Origin of the sequence: Curtobacterium sp. Arg-1 (genome assembly GCF_025643395.1) — a bacterium.
GTDB lineage: Bacteria > Actinomycetota > Actinomycetes > Actinomycetales > Microbacteriaceae > Curtobacterium > Curtobacterium poinsettiae.
This window is the reverse complement of sequence record NZ_CP095731.1, coordinates 1,282,336-1,298,934: the sequence shown is the minus strand read 5'-3', so window position 1 is coordinate 1,298,934 and position 16,599 is coordinate 1,282,336. Positions and strand designations below refer to the sequence as shown.

Here is a 16,599-nt window from a genome sequence, read left to right as displayed (position 1 = left end):
GGCTCAGACCGTCGCGGAACGGCCGGCGAGCCGCCGCCAGTCCGAGTCGAGCCGCCGCAGCATCGAGGTGAAGTCCCCGCTCCGGATCGCCGACTGCAGGTAGTTGCCGAGCGGGATCGACGTGGGGATGAAGGTGCCGGCGCCCTGGTAGAACGCCGCGTCGTCGACGTACTGCTGCAGGCCGGCGAGCCGCTCGTCCTGCTGTGGCGGTGCGTCGATGCGGGGCGAGTACGCCAGGTTGTCGCGGTTGTAGGCGTCGATGACATCGGGCTGCATGAGGAACTCGACGAGTTCCTTCGCCTGCTCCGGGTGCTCGGACGCCGTGGGGATCCAGAGCCCGAGGTCGATGTTGACCCGGGCCTTGCGGTCGGCCGGGTCGTTCGACACCGGCAGGGCGAAGGTGCCGACGGGCAGCTCCGCGTCGATCAGCGCGATCTGCCCGAGCGCCCACGGGCCCTGCAGGTACATCGCGGCCTCGCCCTTGCCGAACGCCAGGTTGCCGTCGGCGTAGGCCCGGGTGGCGTGGTCGCGGTTGAAGAACGACGAGATGGTCTTCGCGCGCTCCATCGGCACCGCGAAGTCCTGCTCGAACGACACCTCGGAGTCCGGGCCGACGTCGGCGCCCAGGGCCTTCATCTTGCGGAAGAACGAGCCGGTGTCGACGAGGCTGCCCACCGAGTAGTCGAACAGGCCCTGCCAGAGCGTCCACGTGTCGCGGTCGGTGGCGTAGATCGGCGTGACGCCGGCCTTCTGCAGGGTCCGGCAGACCTCGACGAAGTCGTCCCACGTCGTCGGGACCGGCAGGTCGTGGTCGGCGAAGATGCGCTTGTTGTAGATCACGCCGGCCGCGGCGAGCGAGTACGGCAGCACGCTCGTGCGGTCCTCGAACGTCGCGTACTGGTTCGTCAGGGTGTCGATGTCGGGTCGGACCCGCGCGGCCGACGGCAGGTCGCCGAGGTCGCTGAGCACGCCGCGCGAGATGTACCGGGCGAGCTCGAGGTTGTCGTTGAAGCACCCGACGTCCGCCGGTTCGCCGCGGACGAACTGCGGGGCGATGGCCGCCGTGCTGTCGTGCACGACCGACGTGCCGGCGTGCTCCCCCTCGAACTGCCGCAGCAGCTTGTCGAAGTACGCGATGACCTCCTGCTTCTGCTCGTAGAAGCGGAGCGTCGTGGCTCCACCGGCGGCACGCCCAGGGGTCGCGCACCCGGCGAGCGCCATCGTGCCGAATGCGATGCCTCCGGCCGCGCCCGTGAGGAACCCCCGCCGGCTCACCGCGGCCTGGAGTGTTGCGGTCCTGCTTCCCACCATCGGGTCTCTCCCTCGTCGCGCATCGTCGCGCAGGCTCCTGTTTACAGCGCTGTAAAGCGTACGTCAACGTTGTAATCGCATGTGGCGGTGGTCAGTGCGCCCTACGGACGGGAGGCACGGTGCCAGCCCGCCCCGCGCCTCCCGTCCGCCGCGCAGCGTTTCCACGGCCGCGCCCCGCCACCCACTGGGACGGACGCGCCACAGAACTGACAGGATCGTCTGATGGCGCAGGACGAACGGGACATCGCACTCCGGGTGGGGCACGAAGAGCTCCGCATCCGCGGACTCTACGAGACCATCAGCATCGTCAACGACGTGATGGTGGCGCTCTGGTTCATCGTCGGCAGCGTCCTCTTCTTCTCCGAGAGCACCACGACGGCCGGCACGTGGCTGTTCCTGATCGGGAGCATCCAGCTGCTCATCCGCCCGGTCATCCGGCTGTCGCGGAGGCTCCACCTGGGTCGGGTCGGCCGCGGGAACCCCTCGGAGTCCGCGCGCGACTTCTGACCACGACACGCCTGGGCGAACACACAGGAACGCGAGCAGGCACCATGGACTGCATGGCAAGCACCACTCCTCCCCTGCCCGGACCCGTGACCACGACACCGCAGTTGCGGCGGTGGGTGTTCTGGCCCGCCGCCGTCATCGTGCTGGGGTTCGTGGCCTTCACCCTGATCTCCCCGTCCACCGCCGAGGCGATGTTCCTCGGACTGCAGGACGGCATCGTCCAGAACTTCAGCTGGTACTACGTGCTGATCGCCGCGTTCTTCGTCGGCTTCTCGCTGTTCGTCGGCTTCAGCCGCTTCGGTGACATCAAGCTCGGCAAGGACCAGGACGAGCCCGAGTTCTCGACCGGTTCGTGGTTCGCGCTGCTGTTCGCCGCCGGCATGGGCATCGGCCTCGTGTTCTACGGCGTCTCCGAGCCCCTCAGCCACTTCGCCTCCCCGCGCCCGGGCGTCACCGGCAACGAGAAGGAACTCGCGCAGCAGGCACTGACCCAGACCTTCCTGCACTGGGGCCTGCACGCATGGGCGATCTACGTCGTCCTCGGCCTCGCCCTGGCCTACGCGATCCACCGCCGGGGTCGCCCGGTGTCGATCCGCTGGGCGCTCGAACCGCTGCTCGGCAACCGCGTCCGCGGCGGCTGGGGCAACCTGATCGACGTCATCGCCCTGGTCGGCACGCTGTTCGGTGTCGCGACCTCGCTCGGCCTCGGCGTCATCCAGATCGGCGCCGGACTCGAGAGCGCCGGCATCGCCGACAGCAGCATCGTCAGCCAGATCGCCATCATCGCGGTGATCACCGCCGTCACGATCGTCTCGCTCGTCACCGGTGTGACCAAGGGCATGAAGATCCTGTCGAACTTCAACCTGCTGCTCGCCGCCGCGCTGCTGCTCTTCGTGCTCATCGTCGGTCCGACGCAGTTCCTGCTGCGTGACTTCGTGCAGTCGATCGGCTCCTACCTGCAGAACATCGTCGGCCTGTCGTTCAACGTCACCGCGCAGCAGGGTGCCGAGGGCGAGGCCTGGCAGGGCGCCTGGACCACCTTCTACTGGGGCTGGTGGATGTCGTGGGCGCCGTTCGTCGGTGTCTTCATCGCCCGCATCTCCAAGGGCCGCACGGTCCGACAGTTCGTGTTCGGTGTCCTCCTGGTGCCGACCGCGCTCACGTTCCTGTGGTTCGCGGTGCTCGGTGGTGCGGCCATCCACCGCCAGACCGACGGTGCCGGCGGCCTCGTCGGCTCGGACGGCTCGGTCGACATCGAGGGGTCCCTGTTCGCGCTGCTCGGTGACCTGCCCGCCGGCGTGGTGCTGACCTACGGCGCGATCCTGCTCATCGGCGTGTTCTTCGTGACCTCGTCCGACTCCGGGTCGCTCGTGATGGCGATGATCGCGTCGGGTGGCGACATCGAACCGAAGAACTGGCTGCGCGTCTTCTTCGCCGCCGTGTCGGCACTGCTCGCCGTCGCGCTGCTGCTGAGCGGCGGGCTGAACGCACTGAAGACCGCGGCGATCACGACCGCGTTGCCGTTCAGCATCGTCCTGATCCTGACCTGTTGGTCGACGATCATCGCCTTCACCCGCGAGCGCCGGGCCTACGACAAGGCCGAGCGCGAGGTCCTGCTCGAGCACGTCGGCGCCTACTACGGGCTCGAGGTCGAGGCGCCCTCCGAGCGTCCCGCACGGTCCGCTCTCGGCCGTCCGTGGGCAGCGGTGAAGAGCCGCGTGCGCGGTGGCCGCGGAGCCGCGGCTCCGACGGTGGAGGCCGGTGCGCTCGAGGACTTCCCCGTGCGACCCGAGTCGATCTCGCCCGACCCGGCGGTCGACCCGAGCCTCGACGCGCGTCCGACGTCGGCCGACACGTCGGCGACGGAGCAGCCCGAGCGCTGACGCGCCGTCGACGCGACCACCTGGCGGACGGGAGGCACGGTGCCAGCTGGCACCGTCCCTCCAGGCACGGCCGTCCCGCCGCTGGCGCGTCGCGCCGGTACCGGCTGCTGGGGCCCACCTCCCGTCCGTCGTCCGTCAGGTGTCGGTCCGCGCGGACGCGACCTCGAGGGTCACGACGACCGCCGCCACGGCGAGCGCGGTGAGCGGCAGCGACACCGCCGGCACCGCGATCGACGCGAGGACGACGAGCACCAGGGCCACCACCCCGGCGTTGGCCCGCGTGGACAACGACGGCCGGATCGCGAGCGCCCAGATCGACAGCACGAACACCGCGACCGGCACCGCGACGGTCGCGGCGACCGAGGCGGACGACAGTGCGACGTGTCCGGCGTCGGCGCTGACCGCGACCTCGATGCCGGCCGGCAGCGCGCCGGCGGCGGCGAAGACGAAGAAGTGGCCGTAGCCGAACACGAGCGCGGTGGGCAGCGAGCGGATGTGCGCGTGCTGCTCGCGGGAGAAGTAGATCCACCACATCCCGACGGTGATCACCAGTCCGCAGCCCGCGAGCGCCAGCAGGGCTCCGAGGTGCTCGGTGTGCGCGAGGGCGTCGATCACCGCACCGGCCGAGGCCACCAGTCCCTCGCCCAGGACGATGAGGGTGAACAGCGAGAACCGCTCGGCCAGGTGCCGGGTGTGCCACGGGGTCGTCCCCGTCGAGGTCTGTGCCCAGATCGGCACGGACAGCTCGGCGAGCACGAGGAACGGTGCCGCGTACCCCCAGACGTCGTCGGGCAGGGCCAGGGAGAGCACCCAGAGCAGCTGCACGACCGTGACGCCGACGGCGTGCAGGACGGCGGTGCGGCGGGAGCGGGTGGAGGACACGGCGGCGCGGATCCACTGCCCGACCAGCGCCAGCCGCATGACGACGTAGCCGATGACGCCGATCGTGAAGTCGTCCTCGACCATGGCCGCGTGCACCCCGGCGGCGAGGACGAGCACCCCCGCCATCTGCACGAAGGTCATCACCCGGTAGAGCCAGTCGTCGGTGTCGAACGACGTGGCGAACCAGGTGAAGTTCATCCACGCCCACCAGATCGAGAAGAACACCAACCCGTAGGCCAGGACGGCCGAGGTGACGTGCCCCTCGACCTCGATCTCGTGCAGGTTGGTGGCGGCGAAGCCCACGGCGACGACGAACACCAGGTCGAACAGGAGCTCGAGCGGACTCGCTGCCCGGTGTCGTTGGTCGGGGTCGCGCGGCACCATCCGGCGCAGTCCGATGGTCGGCATGGGGCCAACGGTAGGGCATCCCCAGAACGCGGACTGCTGACGGCGGGACCGGTGCTGCCGATCTGTCCGGGTGCAGGCCCAGCACCACCAGACCCCGCCGTCCACGGCCGTGTACGTCGTGCGCGGCCGAACCGTTCCGACAGGAGTCCCGGTGAGCTCACCGCGTCCCGCCGTCCGTCCCAGGTCGTTCCGCCGAGCGGCCGTCAGCGCCGCAGCCGGCGCCCTGACCGTCGCCACACTGCTGGCGTCCGCCGTCACCACGGCGCACGCCGCGACGTCCGACACCCGGCGGTCGCCGGCCGATCCGGGTGCTGCGGTTGCCGCACCGCAGGGACAGCCTGGAGGCTCGTCCCGCGTCGGTCCCGCCGCCGACGGCGTGCAGGTGGGTGCCGGCTCCTACGCGCCGACCCCGCCCGACGAGATCACCGACATCGCGGACGTGCGGAAGACGCTCGACCAGGAGCTGTACATCGATCCGTCGAAGGCCGGCGAGCCGGTGCCCACGAACCAGTGGTGGACGGACCTGCTGGTCAGCAAGTACTCCGGCGACATGTGGGCGTACCCGTTCGTCTCGTCGAACAGTGCCGCCGGCACGAAGCTCACGATCCCGACGCGGTGGAACAGCGACGGCACGGCGATGCGTCTGGAGGCACCGGTGACGGTCGGCGGGACCGTCGAACCGAGCCCGGACGCGAGCGACCGCACCCTGGCGGACTTCGAGGACGGGCTGCCCGACGGCTGGACCGCGACCGGTGACGCGTTCACGGCAACGGCCATGGGGACGGCCGCCGGGCAGAGCGCGGTCTCCGGGTGGCTCGGTGGACACTTCCTGAACTCGTTCAGCGACGAGGACGGCGACGGCGCGACCGGCACCCTCACCTCGCCGGCGTTCACGATCGACCGTTCGACCCTGGCGTTCCTGGTCGGCGGCGGCCGGCACCCCGACCACGAAGCCGTGCAGCTGCTGGTCGACGGCGACGTCGTGGCGAGCAGCACCGGGACGGACAGCGAACAGCTGCGGTGGGACAGCTGGGACGTCTCCGCGCACCGGGGGCAGTCCGCGCAGCTGCGGATCGTGGACGACCTGCGGGCCGGGTGGGCACACGTCCTGGTCGACCAGGTCCTGCTCACCGACGCCCCGGACGGCCTCGCTGACCGCTTCGCGACCACGTTCCGGGCGAAGCAGGCCGACGCGCTCCGCTGGGGTGACTGGAACGTCAGCTGGCGGATGCCGCAGGACGGCCCGGGCGGACAGTACATGGACGTCACGAGCGTGCAGGGTTCGCCGTACGAGTGGTTCGAGTTCCACGGCATGACCCCGCGCTTGACCCTGCAGGACGGCGCCGAGATCACCGACGGGGACGGCGAACCGCTCGACCTGCCGGTGACGACGGACCGGTTCGAGATCCGCCAGGACGGCCACGTCTTCGGGGTGCACGCCCCCGACGACACGACCTTCACCCGGGCCGGGAACACGCTGGAGGCCTCGTCGGGCACGCCCTACCTGGTGCTCAGTGCGGTGCCCGAGCAGGGGTTGTCCCTCGACGACCTGCACCGCACCGCGTTCGCGGTCCCCCGTGACACGACGATGACGTACGCGTACGACCCGGCGGCGGCGAACGTCCGTCAGCAGTGGTCGATCCGCACCGACACGCTGCAGGGCGACAGTCACGACACCGTCCAGGGGTGGCTGCAGCACCAGTACGCCGACGCCACCACGAACCTGCGCTTCACCGGCGCCACGTACGAGACCCCGCGCGGCACCATGCGGACCACCGTCGGCCACGGCGGCTGGACCCTGGACTACGCGTTCACGGGCATCACCCCGATCGGCGCCACACCCGAGGCGGTCGGCGACGACCCGTACTCCGAGCGCATCATGCGCGAGTACCTGCACGACTACGCCGCGAAGACGACGTACGGCGGGGACACCTACTGGGGCGGCAAGGACGTCCTGCAGCTCGCCGAGTACATGACGATCGCGCGGCAGATCGGTGCCACCGAGGACGCCCGGACGCTGCAGGACACCCTCGAGCGCGCCCTGACCGACTGGTACACGTACACGGACGGCGAGGCGGAACACTTCTTCGCGATGTACCCGACGTGGAAGGCCCTGATCGGGTTCGCCGACTCGTACGGGTCCGCGCAGTTCAACGACAACCACTTCCACTACGGCTACTTCGCGGTCGCGACGGCGATGCTCGGCCGGGTCGACCACGCGTGGGCGGCGAAGTACCAGGGCATGGCGACGCTCGTCGCGAAGCAGTACGCGAACTGGGACCGCGACGACGCCCGGTTCCCGCACATGCGCACGTTCGGGGTCTGGGAGGGCCGGTCGAACGCCGGTGGTGTGTCGTCCCCCGGCGGCAACAACCAGGAGTCCTCGTCCGAGGCGATCCAGTCCGAGGCGGGGCTCTTCCTGCTCGGCTCGGTCCTGGGCGACGACGAGATGCAGGCCGCCGGTGCGGTGCAGTACGTCACCGAGCGGGCCGCCGTCCGCGCGTACTGGCAGAACGCCCGCGGCAACCCCGCCTCGGCGTCGTACGACGGCAACGGCGCGTTCCCGGACGAGTACGAGCACGGGCAGGCGGGGATCCTGTTCGACTCCGGGCAGGCCCACGCCACGTACTTCTCCGGCGACCCCGCCTGGATCTCCGGCATCCAGTGGATGCCGATCGCCCCGTGGTTCGACTACTTCGGCTGGGACCCGGGCTTCTCGAAGGCCCTGATGCGCGAGATGATGGCCGCCCGCCCGGAGTCCATCGGGCAGGCCGGGGTCACCAACGGCAACGCGGCACGCATCCAGATGCTCACGAAGAAGTGGTGGGGCGTCGGCAGCTACGGCGACGTGAAGATCACCCGCGACCGCCCGGCCGCGATCGGTGAGCTGCAGGACGCGATCCGTGCGGTCGAGACGAACCACCCCGGGTACGTCACCCGGCGAACCGCGGCGAACCCCCTGTACGACCCGGCCACCGACACCCTGCTGGTGAGCGTGGACGACGACGGACGGGTGGTGTTCCCCGACCGGTACTGGACCCCGGAGAACCTGCCCGACTCGCTGGTGCCCTCCGAGCTCGACGGTCCCACCGCCGACCGGAGGCCCCAGGACTGGCCGACCCCGTCCCCGCTGATGCCGTTCCTGGTGGACGACTTCCGCGCCGACACCCGGACCATCGACCAGCTGTACGGCGTCGACCTCACCGACCACACCCCCGGCGAGGACACCGAGCACGCCGCGCGGGTGTTCAGCGGCATGGGCGACGCGCTCGGCAACGTCGTGCTCGGGTTCCTCGGGCAGTACGACCCGGACACCTACGCCGACGTGCACGCCGCACTGTGGGCGGCCGACGACCCGGCCGTGACCGGACAGTCGATGGCCGGCCTCGTCTACCACCAGGCGATGTCGAACCGGACCGTCGGCACCGAGGTCACCGACCGGCACACCTCGGACCCGCTCAGCCAGGTGTTCCGCGCACCCGACGGCACGATCAGCTACGTGCTCGACAACCCCGACACCGTGCAGCACACGTACGACGTCTACGAGGGCGCCGAGGTGATCGGCCAGATCGCGGTCCCGGCGCAGACGCAGATCACCTCGCACCTGGACGCGCGGCTCACCGAGGTGGTCGTCAGCGCCCAGGGAGCCCCGAAGACGATCGTCCCCGGTGCGACCACGACCTTCACCGCCACCGGCTACGACCAGTACGGCGCCACCGTCGCGCTGGACGACGTCACCTGGTCGACCGACACCGGCACGATCAGCGCCGACGGCGTCCACCGTGCATCGGAGCGCGCGGAGCGGGCGACCGTCACCGCCACGATCGGCGGCGTGCACGGGTCGTACGCCTTCCGGGTCGCACCGGCACCGGTCCTCACCGGGTTCGACGTCACGCCCGGCTTCGACCGGCTCGTCGTCGGGACGCCACAGCGGTTCCGTGCCGCCGGCCACGACCAGTACGGCGACCCGGCGGCCCTGCCCGCCGACGTCACCTGGTCGTACACCGGTGCCGGAAGCGCCGGGAGCGACGGCACCGTGACGACCACAGCCGCGGGCTCCGGGTACGTCGTCGCGACCGGTGGCGGTGTCGAGGGCTCGGCGGTCGTCGCCTCGGTGACGTCGATCCCCGACGCCGCAGCGGGTGCCGACGTCGACGCGAGCTCCTCGGACGGCGGCAACGTCGCCGGGAAGGCCGTCGACGGGGACCGCAGCACCCGGTGGGAGAGCGCGCACGGTGTGGACGAGGTCGACTACACGATCGACCTCGGGCGGCTGACCGACGTCGACACCGTGCGGGTGGACTGGGAGAACGCGGCCGCCGCCCGGTACGTGCTGCAGGTCCGGGACACCGCCGACGACCCCTGGCGCGACGTGCGGACGGTCGACAAGACCACCGCCGACGCGGACACGGTGCCCGTGGGCGAGACCGCCCGGTTCGTGCGCCTGCACCTGACCGACCGCCTCACCGGGTACGGGTACTCCATCTGGGAGGTGCACGTGTCCGGCACCCCGGCGGCCTCGACCGTCGACGTCGAGGACGTGCTCGTCGCACCACGCACCACGACCGTCCGCGCCGGTGACACGGTCCGGATGGCGGCCTACGGGTTCGACCACGACGGGTTCGGCGGGCGGCTCGCCGCGGACCGTCCGGAGTGGAGTGTCTCCGGTGGCGGCAGTGTGAACGGGGAGGGTGTCATCACCGCAGCGGCCGAGGGCGGTGTGACCGCGACGGTCACGGCCACCGTGCCGGGAGCATCCGGGACGGCCACCGTCACGACCCTCGACGAGGCGACCGACGGTGACGACGACGGCGGAACGGCACCCGCCCGCTCTCGCGACGTGGCCGCCGGCAAGCCCGTCACCACCTCGTCGGACGAGCGCGGCGACCTGTCCGGCGGCAATGCGGTGGACGGCGACGCCCGGACCCGGTGGGCCAGCGCAGCACGCGACGGTGCGTGGTTGGCGGTCGACCTCGGGCAGGTCGTGCCGATCGACCAGGTGCAGCTCGACTGGGAGGCCGCGTGGGCCGAGGCCTACCGCGTCCAGGTCCGCGACGACGCCGACGCCCCCTGGCGGACCGTCGCGGAAGAAGCCCACGGGACCGGCGGCGAGGTGATCCACCGGCTGGAGGGCGACGACGTCACCGGCCGCTGGGTCCGGGTCGTCGCGGACCGCCGGCACACCGCGTTCGGTGTCTCCCTCTGGGACCTCCGCGTCACCTCGACGCAGGGCGGACCGACGCCGGACCTGGCACGACGGGCGACCGTGTCGTCATCGGCCGACGAGGGCGACGGCGTCCCCGCACGGAACGCCGTGGACGGCGACCCGGGGTCACGCTGGGCGAGCGGACACACCGACGACCAGTGGCTCGCCGTCGACCTCGGCGCACCGCAGCGCCTGCACGGCGCGGTGCTCCGGTGGGAGGACGCCTTCGGACGTTCCTACCGGATCGAGGCGCGGAACGCCGGCGACGACGGGTGGACGACGCTCGCCACCGAGACGGACGGCAACGGCGGCACCGACCGGCACGACCTGGACGGCTCGTGGCGGTACGTCCGCGTGCACGGTGTCGAACGGGCGACCCCGTACGGCTACTCGCTGTACGACCTCGAGATCCGGTAGCGCCGACGCCCCCGCTTCACGCACACCTGTCCGGCGGCGACGTCGTCGCGAAGGCCTGCACGATCCGGACCACCTGACCGCCGTCCGCAGGTTCCGGCGTCCGACTCGGGCCGAGCGGTGGACGCGACCAACCGGCGGACTGGAGGCGCGGTGCCAGCTGGCACCGGGCCTCCAGTCCGCCTGTCGGCACGACTGAGTCGTTGCAGGATCGAGACACCGGTCCGGTCCGGCGTGCGGCATGGTTGAGCCACCGATCGCGGACAGGACGGAGCGCACGGTGGAACGCGTGCGGATCGACTGATGCCGCTCGGGGAATGTGTCGCGGAGCGACCGTGCGAGGATTCGTCAACCGCACTCCCGAGGGGAACGACCACCATGACCACAGCCCGCACACTCCACTGGGTCAGCACCGTGCTCCTCGCCGTGGGGTTCCTCGGCGTCGGTGCCCTGATGTACGACGCGTTCTTCGGCCCCGAAGGCGGTGGTGCGAACATCGGCCTCGGCCTCGTCCTCATCCCGTGTCTCGGATCCGGCGTCGTCGGGCTCGCACTCGGGGCAGCAGCCTTGGTCGCGACGTGGTGGGGCACCCGGGCCGAGCGCTCGCGTGCCGCCGCCCGGTGACACAGATGCCGGCCCAGTCCGCTCCGCGCCCGTGGACCCTGATCGCCGTCGTGGTGCTGGTGGGTTGGGCGCTGGTGACGGCACTGCTGTTCCCGGTCACCGGGGCCACCGAGCACGAGGGGCCCGGCGACCAGGTCTGGCGGACGTCGTCGAGTGCACTCGGTGTGCCGCTCTCGCCCGAGTGGGACGTCCTCGTCTGGCTCGCCGCACTCGCGCTGGTGCCGGTCGTCGTCGTCGGGCTCGCGTTCCTGCTGCGCCGCCGACGACCGCGCACCGCGCCCGTCAGTCCGTCGCCGGGTGGCCCTGCGCGCTGAGGTGTGCGCGGAGCACGTCACGGACGCTCGTCCACGACTGCACGCCGTAGCGGTCGTTGTCGACGTGGTGCAGCTCCGCCTGCCCGCTGAACATGCTCACGAAGTACTGCATCCCCTGCCATGCCGGGAACGTCTCGTCCGGATTCTTCGACAGGCGCCGGCCGACGGCGCTCATCGCGGACAGGGTGCCGGTGGTGCCGGCCCACTGCAGCCGGAAGCGCTCCCCCGTCAGCTCGCCCATGGTGCGTGCGACGTCGCGTGCGGTGACCTGGTCGCCCGCCATCTCGATCACCCGCGGAGCATCGTCGTCCAGTGCGGCAAGCGCCGTGACCCGGGCGACGTCGTCCTTCGTGGTGAAGTCGAGCACCTGGTCCGCCGACGACCAGAACAGCACGAGCCGACGGCCGAACAGGATCATCGGGGCGTCGCCGGTGAGCAGGTCCGTGAACATGCCCGTCAGGATCGAGGTCGCCTGCACCGGGGCGGCGTCGAGGTCGGCGGCGAACTCGCGTCGCAGCTCGAAGTTGCGGTTCGTGCCGGGTGCGATCCGCCGGTAGTCGGCAGAGTAGTCGGACGGGATGAACCGCCGGACGCCCGCCGCCGCGGTCGCCGCGAGCAGCGCGCGCTGGGCGTCGACGATCACCGGGCGGGTCCCGCTCACGGCGGAGACCACGACGTCGGATCCGCTGACGGCCCGGGTCAGGCCGTCGTGGTCGCTGTACTCGGCGGTGACGACGTCGACCCGGGGGTCGTCCCCGAAGCGCTCGTCGGCGGTCGTGCTGCCGGGCCGGGTGAGGACCCGCACCCGCACGTCGTGCTGGGTGAGTTCGCGGACGATGCGGTGCCCGAGGTCACCGGTGGCGCCGGCGACGAGGATGGTGGTGGTCATGGGCGGGGCCTCACTGCTGTGGTGGTCGACGTGGTCGTCGTGGTGCGCCGTCGGGATCGCTCCGGGACGGCGAGGGGGTGTTCGAACGAGGGGTCGGCGTGGTCGGGTCCGGCGGGGCCGAGCCCGGCGGTGAGGGCGACGCGGGCCAGCAGCCGGCGCAGCGTCGTCTGTTCGTCGTCGTCGAGGTGCCGCATGAGCACGCCCTCGGCGCTGCGCAGGGCGGACCGCGTCCGGGCGAGCAGGGCGCGGCCGGCGTCGGTGGGGTGGACCTGCCGCACCCGCCGGTCCGTCGGGGCGGGGCGGCGCTCGACGAACCCGCCCGTCTCGAGCGCGTCGACGATGTAGGTCATCTGGGTCTTGTCGATCCCGAGGCGCTGCGCGAGTCCGAGTTGCGACGACGGTTCCTCGGTGGTGGTCGCGACGAGCACCTGGTAGCCGCGGGGACCGCCCGGTACGTCGGCGACCGCTTCGCTGCCCAGCCGTGTGAAGCCCTGGAGCGCCAGCGGGAGCGCCCACCCGAGCTCGGATTCGATCCCCTCGGCACCCCAGTCGATCTCGGGGAGCGCATCGGTCGGCATCGGACTGTCCATGGCGAAGAACGTACCGCAACAAGATCGTCTTGCGCAAAGATCATCTGCGATCAGGACGGAGCGCATCACCCCGTTCACCGTCGACGTCCCCCGGACAGAGCTCGACGACCTGCGCCGACGAATGCTGGCCGAACACTGGTCGACGGGCTACACCGGTACACCGACCCGGTGTTCTTCAACGAGGTCGCGCGCGGCGGGCACTTCGCGATGCTCGAACAGCCGGGCCTGCTCGTCGGCGACGTCCGTGCGACGTTCCGCGGGCTCCGGTGAAGGCCACCGACCGCACCACCAGGAACAGGGCGTAGCCGATCATCGCGGCGCCCAGCGTCGGCACGAGCCACGCGCGGGCGTCGCCGTCGACTGCGGTGTTCACGAAGCCGAGTCCGGGGATCGAGTACCAGACCCGGCCCATGATCTGCGCGGCGACGACCCGCTCGGGGTCGACGGCTGCGTTGTTGTCACCCTTGAAGGTGAACAGGCGGCGACCGTCGGCACCGACGGCGATGGCGACGACCCGGTGCGAGATCACCCCGGGCCGGTCGACCCGGATCTGGTAGGTGACGATGTCGCCGACGCCGATGTCCGCGGGGTCCACCGGGCGGACGACCGACAGGGTGCCCGGCGGCATCCCCGGCTCCATCGAGCTCGTCAGCACGGTGAGCGGCACCGACCCGGTGATGCGCGGCACCGCGATGGCCAGCGCAGCGATCCCCACCACGGCGATCAGGAGCAGGACCGCGACCGTCTGCCCCAGCAGCCGGAGTGCGCCCGACCAGCGGGTGACCGGCGCCTGCTCCCGCTTCGGCGGTGCGGACGTCACGACGTCGATCGCAACGAGAACAGCTGGAGGCCGGACGTGCTGCAGTCGGCGACGGTCATCGTGTTGGTGCTGCCGGACCCGTTCGACGCCGTCAGGCACAGGTCGTTCCGGTTGCGGAACCGGAAGAGCCCGCTGCCCGCGCCGACCGCTTCGGCCGTCCACTTCTGGGCGCTGATGTCGTTGACGGGACGGAGCACGGCGGACCGGTCGCTCGGGGCGTCCCAGTACAGCGACGAGTTCGACGGTGAGGTGACCCGGAGCCAGGACTCCTCGGGCGTGAACTGCCAGGTCTGGGTCGCGCTCGTCGTGCAGGACGTCGTGACGATCGGCGAGCCGGAGGCCGTCCCCCCGCTGGCGATGCACGTGCCGGTGGCGTCGTTCCGCAGGACGTAGCGGCTGGTGGCGGTGAGCCACCCGGTGGCGTGCTGGATGCCCGGTGACATCGGCGAGGCGTTGCCGCCCGTGCCCGTGGCGACCGAGCGCACGGTGTACGCGTAGTACTTCGAGACCAGCAGCCCGGTGTCGGTGAAGGACCGGACGGACGCCGGCACGACGCGGACCAGGACGCCGTCCCGGTACACGGCGTAGGAACCGATGCCGCTCGTGTCCGCGGGCGCTGCCCACGTGAGCGTGATGCTGCTGTCGGTCTCGGCGGTCTTCGACGGCACGGACGGTGTGACGGTGTCGGCGATGACCTGGGCCGCGCGGGCGTGCGCGATGCCGGTCCAGGATCCCTGTCGGGCGGTGACGGTCGCGTCGAGCGTGGTCGCGCCTCCGGACAGGTCGAAGCGCTGCCCCTGACTGACCGACGTCCGCACACAGGTCGAACGGCTGGCACCGGCAGCGAGGGTGGCGACCACGGGGGCGATCGTCGTGCCCGAACCGGTGATCGCAGCACTGGACGGAGCGCCCGAGCAGGGGTTGGCGTTGGTGGACTGCCAGATGTCGACCTGGACGGCGCTCGACAGGGCCGATCCGGCGGTCGCGGCGAGCGACAACGTGGTGGCCGCGGGCACGGACCCCGAGTTCGACACCGTGACGAGCGCGGTGCGGGTCAGCGCGTCCGAGGAGTACGTGGTGGCGAGGTCCTCGACGCCACGGATGCCGACGGCCACGGACCCGGTCGTGGCCGCGGCCCGGACGGACTGCGCCGGAGCGGTCCAGGTCGCCCAGGCAGTCCCGCCGCCCGCGAGCTCGATCGCGACGACCGCGGCGGCCGTCGCTCCGAGCAGGAGCACTCGTCGACGTCGTGTGCTGTCGGTCATGATCCTGCCTGCGTCCCGCTGATGGTGGTGGTGAAGTCGGCGCTGAGGCCCTGCTGCGAGGCGGCCGCATCCGCCGGCATCGCGACGGCGAGGCACAGGACGACGTCGGCCCCCGGCCGCAGGGTGATGCCTGCGGACCGCGGCGAGGTGGAGTCGAGGGTGCCGGACCACGTGGGGCGCACGCTGCCGGACCGGCACGCAGCCGCCGACGTCGCAGCGCCCACGGTCACCCGCAGGTCGCTGCGCACGGCGGACGCCGAACCCGACGCCGTCGTCGTGCCGGCGCGTCCCGTCGCGACACCGAGGTCGAGCGGGACGTCCCCGGTGTTCGTCGCGGTGACCACGCCGAACTCGGTGGCGCCCGGGTACAGCGGTGCAGACGGCAGCGTGAGGCTGCTGAGCGACAGGTCCGCCGAACCGGCGGTGATCGTCGCCGGCTGGGTGGACGACCGGGCGCTGAGGAGTGCGAACGTGCCACCGTCGGTCGAGATCGCGACGACGGCCACGACCCCCACCGCGGCGACGGCGAGCAACGTCGCCGCCGGCCAGCCGGTCAGCGCAGCCCCACGGCGCCGGTGTTTCACGCCTGGGTCAGGGTCACGGCGATGGCGTCGAGGTCGACCGACCCGTTCTGCATGCCGTCCTCGACACCGGCGGTGGTGCTCTTCGGGAACGTGATGGTCACCCCGACGCGGACGTCCTGCTGCGAGCCGGTCTGCCCGGTCACCGTGTACGGCGCACCGGCACCGGAGACCCCGTCACCGCTCGCGGTGAGCACGGCGTTCGCCGACAGGTACTTCGCCAGCGCGACGTCGGCGGGGGCGGACGTCGAGGTGGCCTCGACCGAAGCCGGATCGACGGCCAGGGTCGCCTTCAAGCCCTTGCCGTTCGCGGTGACGACCATGTCCTGCGAGTAGGTGACGACGTCGCCCGGCACGATCGGGTAGCCGTCCAGGGTCGAGAGCGGCGACCCACCGTTGACGGTCCAGCTCGCCGCCTGCGTGGTCGGCTTGATCGCGAGCGCGCCGGCGACGATGTGGCCCCCGGCGGTCGCTGCGCTGGAGTTCCAGAGCGCGAACGTCCCGGCGCCTCCGAGCAGGAGTGCGACGCCAGCGGCGCCGATGATCGAGGCGGTGATGATCTTCTGCATGGTGTGCTCTCTACGACGTCGGACGTCGGATACGCGTCGACCGTGTCCAGTCGAACAGCTCGATGAGCTGGTGGCAGCCGGCCCCTGGTGAGGGGGCGGCGCATCGACCGAGGGACGTGGTGCTCGACCTGCTGGGAGTGGCAGGGGCAGGAGACGAACCCTGCGAGCAGTGACCGGCCGACGGCCGACCTTGCTGCTGCGCTGAGTATGACATGACAACGGCCCACGTGCCGAACTGCGCGGAGGCACAGGCGGACTGACAGCTTGACGGTCCCTCATGGATCTGCAGCGGTCCGCCGCCCCTTGTCGGCAAGTTCAGATAGCGTTACTCTCCGA

General features: G+C 71.4%; 13 protein-coding genes. 5 read left to right on the top strand and 8 right to left on the bottom strand.

What is annotated here, in order from left to right; genetic code table 11:
• Positions 1–3: 3 nt before the first annotated feature.
• Positions 4–1,311: an ABC transporter substrate-binding protein gene (locus tag MXD64_RS06245; protein WP_263137263.1), complete on the bottom strand. Its 1,308-nt coding sequence runs from the start codon at positions 1,309–1,311 to the stop codon at positions 4–6.
• A gap of 222 nt (positions 1,312–1,533) precedes the next feature.
• On the opposite strand from MXD64_RS06245, the gene MXD64_RS06240 reads away from it, so the two are divergent.
• Positions 1,534–1,818: a YrhK family protein gene (locus MXD64_RS06240; protein ID WP_017886936.1), complete on the top strand. Its 285-nt coding sequence runs from the start codon at positions 1,534–1,536 to the stop codon at positions 1,816–1,818.
• A 53-nt stretch (positions 1,819–1,871) separates the two neighbouring features.
• Positions 1,872–3,701: a BCCT family transporter gene (locus MXD64_RS06235; RefSeq protein WP_240048699.1), complete on the top strand. Its 1,830-nt coding sequence runs from the start codon at positions 1,872–1,874 to the stop codon at positions 3,699–3,701.
• 135 nt (positions 3,702–3,836) lie between these two features.
• Here the strand turns inward: MXD64_RS06235 and MXD64_RS06230 are convergent, their stop codons facing one another.
• Entirely contained in the window at positions 3,837–4,991 is a 1,155-nt protein-coding gene (locus MXD64_RS06230) for a low temperature requirement protein A (protein ID WP_263137262.1), read from the bottom strand.
• Between the two features lie 151 nt (positions 4,992–5,142).
• Between MXD64_RS06230 and MXD64_RS06225 the strand changes: the two genes are divergently transcribed.
• The 3 genes from MXD64_RS06225 to MXD64_RS06215 all read left to right on the top strand — a co-directional run bounded on the left by MXD64_RS06225 (position 5,143) and on the right by MXD64_RS06215 (position 11,549).
• On the top strand, positions 5,143–10,614 hold the full coding sequence (locus tag MXD64_RS06225) for a discoidin domain-containing protein (RefSeq protein ID WP_263137261.1): 5,472 nt from the start codon (positions 5,143–5,145) through the stop codon (positions 10,612–10,614).
• 375 nt (positions 10,615–10,989) lie between these two features.
• Complete coding sequence (locus MXD64_RS06220) at positions 10,990–11,235, top strand: hypothetical protein (protein WP_017886949.1); 246 nt, start codon at positions 10,990–10,992, stop codon at positions 11,233–11,235.
• Positions 11,236–11,240: 5 nt separating this feature from the next.
• A complete protein-coding gene (locus MXD64_RS06215; protein ID WP_056071110.1) occupies positions 11,241–11,549 on the top strand; it encodes a hypothetical protein in 309 nt (102 codons plus the stop codon).
• Here the strand turns inward: MXD64_RS06215 and MXD64_RS06210 are convergent.
• From MXD64_RS06210 to MXD64_RS06185, 6 genes are all read right to left on the bottom strand, one after another.
• Positions 11,518–12,438 carry an NmrA family NAD(P)-binding protein gene (locus MXD64_RS06210; RefSeq protein ID WP_263137260.1) on the bottom strand — a complete coding sequence of 307 codons (921 nt, stop codon included), beginning with the start codon at positions 12,436–12,438 and terminating at the stop codon, positions 11,518–11,520. The two genes, MXD64_RS06215 and MXD64_RS06210, sit on opposite strands and share 32 nt — an antisense overlap.
• A complete protein-coding gene (locus tag MXD64_RS06205) occupies positions 12,435–13,028 on the bottom strand; it encodes a MarR family winged helix-turn-helix transcriptional regulator (protein ID WP_042540505.1) in 594 nt (197 codons plus the stop codon). The genes MXD64_RS06210 and MXD64_RS06205 overlap by 4 nt, the downstream gene beginning before the upstream one ends.
• 175 nt (positions 13,029–13,203) lie before the next feature.
• Positions 13,204–13,848, bottom strand: coding sequence for a signal peptidase I (locus tag MXD64_RS06200; protein WP_263137259.1), 645 nt, complete (start codon positions 13,846–13,848; stop codon positions 13,204–13,206).
• Positions 13,845–15,113 (bottom strand): ricin-type beta-trefoil lectin domain protein, encoded by a 1,269-nt coding sequence (locus tag MXD64_RS06195; RefSeq protein ID WP_263137258.1) that lies wholly within the window; start codon positions 15,111–15,113, stop codon positions 13,845–13,847. The genes MXD64_RS06200 and MXD64_RS06195 overlap by 4 nt, the downstream gene beginning before the upstream one ends.
• On the bottom strand, positions 15,110–15,697 hold the full coding sequence (locus MXD64_RS06190; RefSeq protein WP_263137257.1) for a hypothetical protein: 588 nt from the start codon (positions 15,695–15,697) through the stop codon (positions 15,110–15,112). The genes MXD64_RS06195 and MXD64_RS06190 overlap by 4 nt, the downstream gene beginning before the upstream one ends.
• Positions 15,694–16,263 carry an alternate-type signal peptide domain-containing protein gene (locus MXD64_RS06185; RefSeq protein ID WP_017886942.1) on the bottom strand — a complete coding sequence of 190 codons (570 nt, stop codon included), beginning with the start codon at positions 16,261–16,263 and terminating at the stop codon, positions 15,694–15,696. The genes MXD64_RS06190 and MXD64_RS06185 overlap by 4 nt, the downstream gene beginning before the upstream one ends.
• Positions 16,264–16,599 lie beyond the last annotated feature (336 nt).

Excerpts from the sequence above, each read along its gene's own strand:
- MXD64_RS06245 (WP_263137263.1), bottom strand. The coding sequence starts at position 1,311 with ATGGTGGGAAGCAGGACCGCAACACTCCAGGCCGCGGTGAGCCGGCGG.
- MXD64_RS06240 (WP_017886936.1), top strand. The coding sequence starts at position 1,534 with ATGGCGCAGGACGAACGGGACATCGCACTCCGGGTGGGGCACGAAGAG.
- MXD64_RS06235 (WP_240048699.1), top strand. The coding sequence starts at position 1,872 with ATGGCAAGCACCACTCCTCCCCTGCCCGGACCCGTGACCACGACACCG.
- MXD64_RS06230 (WP_263137262.1), bottom strand. The coding sequence starts at position 4,991 with ATGCCGACCATCGGACTGCGCCGGATGGTGCCGCGCGACCCCGACCAA.
- MXD64_RS06220 (WP_017886949.1), top strand. The coding sequence starts at position 10,990 with ATGACCACAGCCCGCACACTCCACTGGGTCAGCACCGTGCTCCTCGCC.
- MXD64_RS06215 (WP_056071110.1), top strand. The coding sequence starts at position 11,241 with ATGCCGGCCCAGTCCGCTCCGCGCCCGTGGACCCTGATCGCCGTCGTG.
- MXD64_RS06210 (WP_263137260.1), bottom strand. The coding sequence starts at position 12,438 with ATGACCACCACCATCCTCGTCGCCGGCGCCACCGGTGACCTCGGGCAC.
- MXD64_RS06205 (WP_042540505.1), bottom strand. The coding sequence starts at position 13,028 with ATGGACAGTCCGATGCCGACCGATGCGCTCCCCGAGATCGACTGGGGT.
- MXD64_RS06195 (WP_263137258.1), bottom strand. The coding sequence starts at position 15,113 with ATGACCGACAGCACACGACGTCGACGAGTGCTCCTGCTCGGAGCGACG.
- MXD64_RS06185 (WP_017886942.1), bottom strand. The coding sequence starts at position 16,263 with ATGCAGAAGATCATCACCGCCTCGATCATCGGCGCCGCTGGCGTCGCA.